Source organism: Streptomyces sp. NPDC037126 (assembly GCF_055605965.1).
The window spans coordinates 231974-244331 of sequence record NZ_JBVJTD010000011.1; the positions used below are offsets into that span (position 1 = coordinate 231974).

General features: G+C 74.6%; 5 protein-coding genes. 4 read left to right on the top strand and 1 reads right to left on the bottom strand.

The genetic code is table 11. From position 1 onward, the window contains the following. The first annotated feature begins 2 nt into the window (after positions 1–2). The 4 genes from ACZ7FF_RS24600 to fxsT all read left to right on the top strand — a co-directional run bounded on the left by ACZ7FF_RS24600 (position 3) and on the right by fxsT (position 8327). Positions 3–3536: an SAV_2336 N-terminal domain-related protein gene (locus ACZ7FF_RS24600; protein WP_470814416.1), complete on the top strand. Its 3534-nt coding sequence runs from the start codon at positions 3–5 to the stop codon at positions 3534–3536. A 92-nt stretch (positions 3537–3628) separates the two neighbouring features. Beyond that, entirely contained in the window at positions 3629–3910 is a 282-nt protein-coding gene (locus tag ACZ7FF_RS24605; protein WP_470814417.1) for a hypothetical protein, read from the top strand. Next, positions 3907–5238 carry an aKG-HExxH-type peptide beta-hydroxylase gene (locus tag ACZ7FF_RS24610; RefSeq protein ID WP_470814418.1) on the top strand — a complete coding sequence of 444 codons (1332 nt, stop codon included), beginning with the start codon at positions 3907–3909 and terminating at the stop codon, positions 5236–5238. The genes ACZ7FF_RS24605 and ACZ7FF_RS24610 overlap by 4 nt, the downstream gene beginning before the upstream one ends. An 80-nt stretch (positions 5239–5318) precedes the next feature. Then, positions 5319–8327: an FxSxx-COOH system tetratricopeptide repeat protein gene (gene fxsT / locus ACZ7FF_RS24615; protein ID WP_470814419.1), complete on the top strand. Its 3009-nt coding sequence runs from the start codon at positions 5319–5321 to the stop codon at positions 8325–8327. Between the two features lie 117 nt (positions 8328–8444). Here fxsT and ACZ7FF_RS24620 read toward each other — a convergent pair whose 3' ends face one another. Continuing rightward, positions 8445–12299, bottom strand: coding sequence for a multifunctional oxoglutarate decarboxylase/oxoglutarate dehydrogenase thiamine pyrophosphate-binding subunit/dihydrolipoyllysine-residue succinyltransferase subunit (locus ACZ7FF_RS24620; RefSeq protein ID WP_470814420.1), 3855 nt, complete (start codon positions 12297–12299; stop codon positions 8445–8447). Positions 12300–12358: the final 59 nt, after the last annotated feature.

The following is a 12358-nucleotide window of genomic DNA, read 5'->3' on the forward strand; positions in this document are numbered from 1 at the left end:
CGATGCCGGGGATGCGCCGGGACCGTCTGGGCGAGCTGATCGGCAAGCTCCGCCAGGGCGGGCTGCAGCCGACCGCCGAGGACGTGGCGGACGCGCTCTGGCTCGCCCGGTTGTTCGGCGCCGCCCCGCCCCGGGACCAGCCCGCCACCCCGGCACCCGGCCGGGCGGACCGGCCGGGCACCGCGCCGGACACGCACCCGGCCGGCCGGCCCGAGGAACGGACGCCGTCCCCGCCGCCCTCCGAGACGCCCGCACCCGCCGTCGCCCTGCACACCCCGGGCCCGCGCACCGACGTGACCCCCGGCCCCCGTCCGGGCGGCGACGGCGCTCCCACCGCCTTCCCGGTCCGCGCCCCCGCCGCCGGCGCCCTGCCCGGACTGCTCGAACTGGAGAAGGCGCTGCGCGCCCTCGGCCGCTACCGCACCGCCTCCGGGCGCGGCCGGGACGAGCGGATCGACGAGGACGCCACCGCGGAACGCGCCGCCGCCAGCGGCATCCTGCTGCCCGTCACCCGCCCCGGCCGCCGCCGGCGCTGCGACGTCCAGCTGCTCATGGACACCGGCCCCGCCATGGCCGTGTGGGGGCAGATGGTCGAGGAACTCCGGCAGGCGTGCCAGCAGTCCGGCGCCTTCGCCTCCGTCCGCGTCCACCACCTGTACGCCGACGACTCCGGCGGCCCGCTCGTCGGTACGACCGCGGGCCCCGGCCGGCACACCCGGCTGCGCCCGGCCGAGGAGCTGCACGACCCCAGCGGACGGCGGCTCACCTTCGTCATCAGCGACTGCGTGGGCCCACTGTGGCAGGACGGCACCGCCCAGCGGCTGCTGCACGGGTGGCCGCGCACCGCGCCGCTGGCCGTGGTGCAGCCGCTGCCGCCCCGGCTGTGGGGCCGTACCGCGCTGCCCGCCGAGCCCGGCGTGCTGTTCCGCGCCGGTGAGAGCGGCGGGCGCCTGGACTTCCTGCCCGAGGACGAGCCCTGGGAGGAACCGCCGCCCGGCGCCCGGCCCGTGCCCGTCCTCCAGCCCACCCCGGAGGCCTTCCAGGCCTTCGCCCGGCTGCTCGCGGGCACCGGACCCACCAGCGAGCACGCCTGGGCCGCCTACGCCCACCCCGGCACGGCGGCGCGGGACGCGGGCGACGGCGCCGCGCCCCCGCGCGGCGACGACGACCTCCTGCGGGCCTTCCGCGCCGGTGCCTCGCCCGGCGCGCTCCGGCTGGCCGTCTACCTCGCCGCCGCGCCCCTCACCCTGCCCGTCATGCAACTGGTCCAGCGGGCCATGCTGCCCGACACCGGCCCCATGGAACTGGCCGAGGTCCTGCTCGGCGGGCTGCTCACCCAGCTGCCCGGCACCGGGGACCAGCCGTGCTTCGCCTACTCGTCCCGGGTGCAGGACGTGCTGCTGTCCTCCCTCGACCAGGACACCGCCGGGCTCGTCCTCAAGCACTGCTCGGCCTATGTGGAAAGGCACTTCGGCAAGGGCACCCGCAACTTCGCCGCCCTGGCCGCGGCCCGGCTCGCCGAGCACGACCCGGCGGCCGGCACCGGTCGGCTCGCCGAGGGAGACGGGGACGGCGGCGGGGGCGTCGAGGCCGAGCTGTTCGCCCGCATCCCCGCCCGGGTGCTGCGCTTCTACCTGCCCGACCTGGTCACCCCCGACCCGCTGACCGAGGCCGAACGGCTCCTCGTGCAGTGGCGGCAGCTGGCCGACCCGGAGGCGCTGCGGCGCGCCCGGGACCAGATCCTCGCCGTGACCGCCGACGCCGGCTCCCCTGCCGCCCCGGAACCCGGCGGCGGCGTTCGCGCCCACCTGCTCCTCGGCCGTGTGCTGCGCGCCGAGGCCGGTACGGCGGCGGCCCGCGCGGAGGGCCGGCGGGACGGGCTGCTGCGCGACGCCGTCGCCGCGCTCACCGCCGCGCACGCGGCGGCCGACGGGCGCGCGCGGGCCGACGCCGCCCTGGAGCTGGCCTCCTGCCGACGTGAGCTGTGGCACCTGACGGCGGACCCCGACCACCTCGGCGCCGCCCTGCGGGTCCTGGACCCGGACGACCCACCCTGGCCGGAGCTGACCGAGCGGGCACGAACCTGGCTGACCGGGGAACGGCCGGACGCGGAGGCCGCGGTGGGCGACAGGGGAGTGCCGCAGGAGCCGGGGCGCCGGGAGGCCGGTGCGCCGGTGCGTGGGTCGGGCGTGCCACAGCAGTCGGGCGGCCGGGGGGCCGGGGCGCCCGGGCGCGGGTCCGGCGTACGGCAGGAGTCGAGTGGCCCCGAGACCGTGGCGCCGGTACACGAGGCCGGTGTGTCGCAGGAGTTGAGCGTCCGGGACTCCGGTGCCGGTGTGACGGGGGAGTTGGGCGGTGAGGACGTCGAGGCCGGTGCGGTGCGGGAGGTGGGCGGGCGAGACCTCGGGGCCGGTGTGTCGCAGGAGTCGGGCGGGCGGGATGCCGGGCGTCGCGGGGGCGCGCTGCCTTGGGAGGTCGCGGTGCACCGGGCGCGGCTGCTGCTGCGCGGCCGGCTGCTGCTCGATCTGCGGCGGCCCGGCGCGGCCACCGCCGAACTGCGCGAGGGATGCGCGCTGCTGGACGCGGAAGGGGCCGCCGACGCCGTACGGGGCCCCGCGCTGCTCGACCTGGCGCGGGCGCTGCGCGCGGCCGGGGCCGAGGACGCCGAGTCCCGGCAGGCGCTGCGGCGGGCCCGGGAGGCTGCCGGGGACGATCCCGCGCTGCTGGTGCCGTGCCTGGCCGCCCTGGCCGCGTTCCACGACGCGGCGGGGGAGCACCGGGAGGCCGACGAGGCGTGGGAGCGGGCCGTGCGGCTCGCCCCCGCCGACGCCACCCGGCGGTTCCGGCTGCTCACCGCCTGGGGCGAGTCGCTGCTGCGACGGGCCTCCGCCGCGGACGGCGCGGGCATCGTGGACCGGGCCGAGTCCGTGCTGCGCGAGGCGCTCACCGCGCTGCCCGCCCGGTCCGCGCACCGGGGCCGCCTCCAGGGGCTGGTCGGCAGCGCGCTCGCCCAGCGGTTCCGCCATGTCGGCTTCCTGCCCGACCTGTTCGAGAGCCGGCACCTGCTCGGCCAGGCGGTGCGCGCGGCGACCGACGCGGCCGTGCGCGCCGAGGTGTGGCTGCAGTTGGGGCGGGTGCGGCTGGAGGGCTGGTACCACGCGGGCGCGCCGGTGCTGGCGGACGCGCTCCAGGCGTACGAGAACGCCGAGCGGGAGGCGCAGGCGGCGCACGGCGGCGACCCGGGCTCGGTGACGGCCGCGCGGGCCCGGCACGGCACCGGCACCGTGCTCGCGCTGATGGGACGGCCCGGCGCGGCCCGCGGGGCGTTCCGGGCGGCCCGGGAGCAGTGGCAGCGGCTCGTCGGCGCGCTGCACGAGGTCGACTGGGTCGATGTCGAGCTGACCCGGCGGGCGGAACGGGAGCCACCGGCGGCGGACGCCCGGTCGGTGCCGGCGCGGGAGTGGCGGGATATCGCTCCACCGTGGTGGCCCTGGACGCAAGAATGGATCAACTCGGGCGAACTTGACCGGAGTTGAGGCCTCCGGGGTTTCTGCCACCGGCCTGTCGGGAAGAAGTCGGCAGCCACTGCGGCTGCGCGGGGCGGGCGTGGGGCAGGGAGGAGCCGAGGGTGGGGGAGCGAAGGACAGGGGTGGCCGGCCTCGGCGAGGACGCCGGCGAGGTCGCGTTCCCGCCCGACCTCACCGACGTCGACCTGCGGACCTTGCGTGCCCTGGACGATCCGGCGGTGCTCGCGGCGGTGGACGTGGTGCTCGCGGACTCCGAAGGGCTGCGCCGGGTCTGGTACACCACCGGCAGCGACGACGAGCTCGTGCCGGGCAGACCCGCCGGGCATATGTTTTCGGCCGGTCACGCGCGGCGGCCCCTGCACGGCGAGGACACCGTGGCATGACCCCGGACCGCGCCGCCCCCGGGGGGCGGCCCGGCCCCGCCGCGACCGGGGGCGCACCTCCCGCGGTGGTCCCGGCCCGCGTCCTGCGGGAACTGGCGCGCACCCGGCCGTCGACCGGGGCGACCGGGGCCCTGCGGGGCGCCCTGCACGGCCGCCGGATGCTGCTGCTGAAGTCGCTCCTGGTCCGGGTCGAAGGGCGGCGCGGCACCCTGCCGGTGGCGGCGCGGCGGCGCTTCGAGGACGACTGGGCGCTGCTGGAGCGGGCCGAGCGGACCGACGTCACGGCCGTACGCGCCGTGCTCGACTACCCGACCACCGGCGCCTGGCTCGCCGACCTGCTCGCCGCGCCCGACGGCCCTGCCTTCGCGGATGGGCTCGCCCATCTGGGCGGGGTCGCCGTCGCCGCCGCCGTGCGGGCGGGCTGCCGGTTCACCACCACCCGCGACCTGCCGTCCGGCACCCTGTCGCTGCCCGGCATCGGGCTGCTGCGCTGCGCCCGCGGCCGGGTCCGGATCGGTGCGCGCGCCGGTGCCGTGCGGATCACCGACGGCGCGGGCGACTGCCTCACGCTGCCCGGCGCGGCGCCGCCGGGACCCGGCACCCGCTGGACGCCCGGCGCCACACTGGCCTGGTCGGCGCTGCACACGCTGCCCGGCGGCACCGCCGTCCTCGACGACGTGGACCCCTACCGGGTGCCGGCGGGCGGCATCGGCCCGGCCGCGCTGCCCGCCGCCGAGCGCCCCTACTCCGACCACGCCGCCTGGGCCGTCCGCTGGCGCGACGCCCTCGCGCTGCTCGCCGCGGCCCACCCGGCCCGGGCCGCCGAGACGACCGCGCTGGTGCGTGCCGTCGTCCCGCTGGTACCTCCGGCGGGCACCGGTACGCCGATGAGCGCCACCCTGCGCACCGCGCCCGGCGCCGTGCTGACCCAGCTCCCCGCCGAGCGCCGGGAGCTGGCCGAGACGCTGGTGCACGAGACGCACCACACCAAGCTGGCCGTCCTCGACGAACTGGTCCCGCTGTGGCGGCCCGGCGACGCCCTGCACCGGGTCGGCTGGCGGCACGACCCGCGCCCGGTCCCGGGCGTGCTGCAGGGGGCGTACGCCCATCTGGCGCTGATGGACCTGTGGTGGCGGGCCCGGGCGGGACCCGCCTGGGCGTGGCGGCGGCGCGCCGCCGAACGGTTCGAGGTCTGCCGGTACCAGGTGGCCGAGGCCTTGTCGGTGCTCGCCGAGTCCGATGAACTGACCTCCCACGGAAGGGAGTTCGTCCGGCACATGGGGAGCCACCACGCGAGTCTGGGGGTGACCGCCCGGCAGCCGGGATGACGCTCCGTAGAGGCGTTACTGCGTTACGTTATGCGTGCGGCCGCCCGAGAGGCCGGCGGCTGCCGGAACAGGGAGCGGCGATGGCGGAACAGCGGCGGCCGGGCGCGGACGGCGCGGCGGCACCCGAGCACGTGCTCGTGGTCTTCCCGGGGTACCACCGCTCGTGGGCGGCGTGGATCGCGCAGTGCCTGGAGCGCCACGGGCACCGGGCCACCCAGCAGCGCTGGGACCCGCCGCGCGAGGTGCCGCTGGAGGACTCCCTCGGCGACCTGCTGCTGGCCAGCGGAAAGGTGCTGCTGGTCCTGAACGACTGGTTCTTCGAGCTGGGCCCGCGCCCGCCGGGCGAGTGGAACGACGCGCTGCGCGGCTTCGTGGCCGCCCACGCCGACCGCTTCGCCGCCGTCAACCTCACCAACCGGCCGCTGCTGCCCGCGACCGCCGTCCTGGAGCCGGCCAGCCTCTGGGCGCTGAGCGAGGAGGCCGCCGAGGAACGCCTGCTGCGCCGGCTCGGCCTGGAACGCCTCGCGCGCCCGCGCGCCCTGCCGGGCCGGATCCGCTATCCCGACGAGCGCTGCGAGATCTGGGGCGAGGTGCCGCGCCGCAACCCGCGCTTCACCGGCCGCGACGACCTGCTGGGCGAGCTGCACCAGCGGCTCGCCGACGCCGAGCGCGGCGCCGCCGCCTGCACCCTCGTCGGCATGTCCGGCATCGGCAAGACCCAGCTCGCCGCCGAGTACGCGCACCGCTTCAGCACCGACTACGACCTGGTGTGGTGGGTCAACAGCGACGACCGCAACATCCAGCGCGACCGCCTCGGCGAACTCGCTGTCGAACTCGGCCTGCGCATCGGCAGCGAACCGGGCGAGCGCATCCGCGCGGTCCGCAACGCGCTGCGGCGCGGCGAGCCGTACGGCAACTGGCTGGTGGTCTTCGACGGCTGGGACGACATCGAGGGCGTCTCCACCCTGCTCCCACAGGGCACCGGGCACGTCCTGATCACTTCCCGCAACCGGGGCTGGAGCGAGCACACCGACATGCTGGAGATCCCGGCCTTCCTGCGCCCGGAGTCCACCGGCTACCTGATGCGCCGCGCCCCGCACATCAGCTCCCGGGAGGCCGACGAGGTGGCCGCCGAGTTCGGCGACGTGCCGCTGCCGCTCGTGCAGGCCGCCTCCTGGCTCGGCGAGTCCGGCATGGAGGTGGGCGAGTACCTGCGCATGGTGCGCGAGCGACGGCTGTCCACCGTCGACGAGCCCGTCACCGGCGAGGGTTTCCCGCAGTCGTCCCTGACCTCCTGGGCCATACTGCTCAACCGGCTGCGCCGCGCCCAGCCCCAGGCCATCGACGTGCTGGGCCTGTGCACCTCCTTCGCCCCCGGACGCATCCCGCTGGGCCTCATCCGCGCCTACCCGCGGGCCCAGCTGCCCGAGGAACTGCGCTGGATGTCCACCGACCTGCCCGCCTGGACCAGAGCCCTGGACACGCTCGTCAACTACTCGGTGCTCACCCGGGAGACCCGCGGCCCGCTCGCCGCCGAGATGGGCCCCCACCAGGAGTCCGTGCACATGCACCGCCTCGTGCACGACATCGTCTCCAAGCTGACCGGTGACGGCGACGGCGGCGGCGAACTGCACCGGCGGGCGGTGCGCACCCTGCTCGCCGAGGCCGACCCGGGCAACCCCGCCGACAGCCGGAACTGGCCCCGCTACGCCGAACTCCTGCCCCATCTGGGGCCCTCCGGCGCCCTGGAGAGCGGGCAGCCCCGCGTCCAGGAGCTCGTCCTGAACTGTCTGCGGTACTGCTCCCGCAGCGGCGAGTACAGCGGCGGTCTGGAACTGGCGCAGGAGGTGCGCCGGCACTGGTCCCGGTTCATGGACGCCATCGACCAGCCGATGCTCGACCTGGCCACCCAGGAGGGCAACATGCTCCGCAACAGCGGCCGGTTCCGGGAGCTGTACGAACTCCACCGGGGCGTGCTGCGGCAGCTCCGGGCGGCGCCCCGGCGCAACGAGATCGGCGAACTGGTCAGCAACAGCGCCATCGCCTCCGGCCTGCGCGCCCTCGGCCGCTACGAGGAGGCGTACCGGCTCCAGCTGGAGGTGCTCGACGGCAACGAGCGGCTCCTCGGCCGCGACGAGCCCCCCACCCTGGTCGCCCGGCACAACCTCGGGGTGACCCTGCGCATGCTGGGCCGGTACGCCGAGGCGCTGGAGACCGACCTGGAGACCCTGGCCGGGCGGGAGAGCGTGCTGCGCGCCCGGCACATCAACACCCTGCACTCCGGCAACGCGGTCACCCACAGCCTGCGGCTGCTCGGCCGCTACCGGGAGGCCCTGGCCCGCCAGGAACCGATCGTGCGGCTCCATGTGCAGGTGCTCGGACCGCAGCACCCGCAGACCCTGGAGGCCCGCTCCCAGCTCGCCATGTGCCGACGGCGGGAGGGCGGTCACGCCCCGGACGTGGGCCCGGCGATGGCCAGCCTGCTGGAGCAGCTGGTCCAGCTGCACGGCCGGGAGCACTACCGCACCCTGTCGTTCCTCACCAACTACGGCAACTTCCTGCGCGAGCACGGCGACCTGGGCCAGGGCCGCGACCTCGTCGACGAGGCCGAGGCCGGCTTCCGTTCGCTGCTCGGCCCCGCGCATCCCGTCGCCACCGGCATGCTCTCCAACACCGGTCTGGTGATGCAGGCGGCGGGCGAGCGGGCCGAGGCGCTGGCGATGTTCGAGGCCGCGCTCGCCGGGCTCACCGCCACCCTGGGCCCGGACCATCCCTGGGTGCTGGGCTGCGCCCTCAACGCGACCGGCGCGCGCAACTTCACCGGCCGCATCCCCGAGGCGGTCGAGCTGAGCCGGGAGAGCCTGCGCCGGGCCCGGCACATGCTGGGGCACGAGCATCCGCTCACCCTGTCCTGCCAGGTGGCCCTGGCGGCGGACCTGCGGGTGGCCCACGAGCCGGAGGAGGCGGGCAAGCTGGAGGAGGACGCCCTCCTCGCCCTCACCCGCACCCTGGGCGCCCAGCACCCCCACACCATCTCGGCCCGTCAACGGGTCCGCCCCTACTGGGACTTCGAGGCGTACCTGGGCTGACAGCGCCCCACGGGGGTGCGGGGAGCCGCGTGCACCACCCCCGTGGACGGCGAAGGGCCCGCTGCCGAGCGAGAAGCTCGGCACCGGGCCCCAGCTGTAGGCGAACCGCCGCGGGCGCTACGCCTCGAAGACCTCACGCACCAGCTGCTCCTGCTCGGCCTGGTGACGCTTGGCCGAACCCACGGCGGGCGACGAGCCGTGCGGGCGCGAGATGCGCCGCAGCCGCTCGCCGGCCGGGATGTCGGCGCCGACCGCCAGGTCGAGGTGGTCGATCAGGTTGAGCGCGATGAACGGCCAGGCACCCTGGTTCGCCGGCTCCTCCTGCGCCCACAGGTACTTCTCGGCGTTCGGGTACTTGTTGACCTCGGCCTGGATCTCGGCACCCGGCAGCGGGTACAGGCGCTCGATGCGGATGATCGCCGTGTCGGTGACACCGCGCTTGACCCGCTCGGCCTCCAGGTCGTAGTACAGCTTGCCCGCCACGAAGACGACCTTGCGGACCGCGGCCGGGTCCACGCTGGAGTCGCCGATGACCGGGCGGAACTGACCCGACGTGAACTCCTCCGTCTTCGACGCGGCGGCCTTCAGGCGCAGCATCGACTTCGGGGTGAAGACCACCAGCGGCTTGTGGTGCGGGTTGTGCACCTGCCACCGCAGGAGGTGGAAGTAGTTCGACGGGAGGGTCGGCATGGCGACCGTCATGTTGTTCTGGGCGCAGAGCTGCAGGAAGCGCTCGACACGGGCCGAGGAGTGGTCCGGGCCCTGGCCCTCGTAGCCGTGGGGCAGCAGGAGGGTGACGCCGGACGTCTGGCCCCACTTCTGCTCAGCCGCCGAGATGTACTCGTCGACCACGGTCTGCGCGCCGTTGACGAAGTCGCCGAACTGCGCCTCCCACATGACGAGCGCGTCGGGGCGGGCCAGCGAGTAGCCGTACTCGAAGCCCATGACCGCGTACTCGGACAGGAGGGAGTTGTAGACGTTGTACCGCGCCTGCTCCTCGGCGAGGTACATCAGCGGCGTGAACTCCTCGCCCGTCTCGCGGTCGATGAGGACCGCGTGGCGCTGGCCGAAGGTGCCCCGCTGGGAGTCCTGGCCGGACAGGCGGACCGGGGTGCCCTCCAGGAGGAGGGAGCCGACCGCGAGGGTCTCGCCCATGCCCCAGTCGATCGTGCCGTCCTCGACCATCGTCGCCCGGCGCTGCAGCTGCGGCAGCAGACGCGGGTGGACGTGGAACGAGTCCGGGATGTTGACCTGGGACTCGGCGATCCGCTTCACGACCTCCGCGGAGATCGCGGTGTTCACCGCGACCGGGAAGTCCGCCTGCGGGTCCGACACCGGGCCGGAGGCCGGCTGGGACGTGGCCTCGCGGACCTCCGTGAAGACCTTCTCCAGCTGGCCCTGGTAGTCCTGCAGGGCCTGCTCGGCCTCTTCCAGGGTGATGTCGCCGCGACCGATCAGGGACTCGGTGTAGAGCTTGCGCACCGAGCGCTTCTTGTCGATCAGGTCGTACATCAGCGGCTGGGTGAAGGCCGGGTTGTCCGACTCGTTGTGACCGCGGCGGCGGTAGCAGATGAGGTCGATCACCACGTCCTTGTTGAACGCCTGGCGGAACTCGAAGGCCAGCCGCGCCACGCGGACCACGGCCTCCGGGTCGTCGCCGTTCACGTGGAAGATCGGGGCCTCGATCATGCGGGCCACGTCCGTCGCGTACATGGAGGAACGCGAGGACTCGGGGGCCGCGGTGAAGCCGACCTGGTTGTTGATGACGATGTGGACCGTGCCGCCGGTGCGGTAGCCGCGCAGCTGCGACATGTTCAGGGTCTCGGCCACCACGCCCTGGCCCGCGAAGGCCGCGTCGCCGTGGATCGCCACCGGCAGGACCGTGAAGTCCGTGCCGCCCTTGTTGATGATGTCCTGCTTGGCGCGGGCGATGCCCTCGATGACCGGGTCGACGGTCTCCAGGTGGGACGGGTTGGCGGCCAGCGAGACGGTGATCTGCTCGCCGTCCAGGCCGGTGAAGGTGCCCTGGGCGCCCAGGTGGTACTTCACGTCGCCGGAGCCGTGCATCGACTTCGGGTCGAGGTTGCCCTCGAACTCGCGGAAGATCTGCGCGTACGACTTGCCGACGATGTTCGCCAGCACGTTGAGCCGGCCGCGGTGGGCCATGCCGATGACGACCTCGTCCAGGCGGGACTCGGCGGCGGAGTCGATGACCGCGTCGAGCAGCGGGATGACGGACTCGCCGCCCTCCAGCGAGAAGCGCTTCTGGCCGACGTACTTGGTCTGCAGGAAGGTCTCGAAGGCCTCCGCCGCGTTCAGCCGGCGCAGGATGCGCAGCTGCTCCTCGCGCTCCGGCTTGGAGTGGCCGCGCTCGACCCGGTCCTGGATCCACTTGCGCTGCTTGGGGTCCTGGATGTGCATGAACTCGATGCCGGTGGTGCGGCAGTACGAGTCGCGCAGCACGCCGAGGATGTCGCGCAGCTTCATCATCGACTTGCCGGCGAAGCCGCCGACGGCGAACTCGCGCTCCAGGTCCCACAGGGTGAGGCCGTGCTCGACGATGTCCAGGTCGGGGTGCTTGCGCTGGCGGTACTCCAGCGGGTCGGTGTCGGCCATGACGTGGCCGCGGACCCGGTAGGAGTGGATCAGCTCGAAGACGCGGGCGGCCTTGGTGACGTCGTCGTCGTGGCTGGCGTCGATGTCCTTGAGCCAGCGGACCGGCTCGTAGGGGATGCGCAGCGCCTCGAAGAGGTCGTCGTAGAAGCCGTTCTCGCCGAGCAGCAGGTTCGAGACCTGGCGCAGGAACTCGCCGGAGGCGGCGCCCTGGATGACGCGGTGGTCGTAGGTCGACGTGAGCGTCATGACCTTGGAGACACCGAGCTTGTTCAGGGTGTCCTGGCTGGTGCCCTGGAACTCGGCCGGGTAGTCCATGGAGCCGACGCCCATGATCACCGACTGGCCGGGCATCAGACGCGGCACGGAGTGGACGGTGCCGAGGCCGCCGGGGTTGGTCAGGGAGACCGTGACGCCGGTGAAGTCGTCCATGGTCAGCTTGCCCTCGCGGGCGCGGCGGACGATGTCCTCGTAGGCCTGCCAGAACTCGAAGAAGTTCAGCGTCTCGGCCTTCTTGATCGCCGCGACGACGAGCTGGCGGTCGCCGTTCGGCTTGACCAGGTCGATGGCCAGGCCGAGGTTGACGTGCGGCGGCTTGATCAGGGTCGGCTTGCCGTCCTTGACGCCGTAGGCCCAGTTCATCGACGGCATGGCCTTGATGGCCTGCACCATCGCGTACCCGATGATGTGCGTGAAGGAGATCTTCCCGCCGCGGGCGCGCTTGAGGTGGTTGTTGATGACGATGCGGTTGTCGAACAGCAGCTTCACCGGGACGGCGCGGACCGAGGTGGCGGTCGGCATCTCCAGCGAGGCGTCCATGTTCTTCGCGACCGCGGCGGACGGGCCGCGCAGCGTGATCAGCTCCGGGCCGTCGGCGGGCGTCGCGGCGGGCGCGGGCGCCTTCGCCTTCGGCTGAGCGGGCGCCTGTGCGGGCGTCGCCGGCTTGGCCGGGGCGGGGGCGGCCTGCGCCGCGGGAGCGGGAGCCGGAGCGGCGGCCGGGGCCGGAGCGGCCGGAGCCGGGGCGGCCGGGGCCGCGGCGGGCTTCGGGGCCGCCGGCGCGGGCGCGGCCTGGGCCTGGGGAGCCTGCGGGGCCGTGGTGGGCCCTGCGGCCCCCGCGGCCGCAGTACCCGCCGCAGCCGGGGTGGCAGGCGCCCCCGGCTTGTAATCGGCGAAGAAGTCCCACCAGGCACGGTCTACCGAGTTCGGGTCCTGGAGGTACTGCTGATAGATCTCGTCGACGAGCCACTCGTTCGGACCGAACGCGGCAGCGGGGTTCTTCCCGGCTTGGTCGTCGGTCGTGGGGTCACCGCCCGGCCGGAGGCTGGGGGAGCTCGAGTTACTGGGGGACTGTGGCGACACGGCGGCAACCGCCCTCTTCCGCTTCACAAGGTGATGGACAGCGGGAATAAAGGCTACGC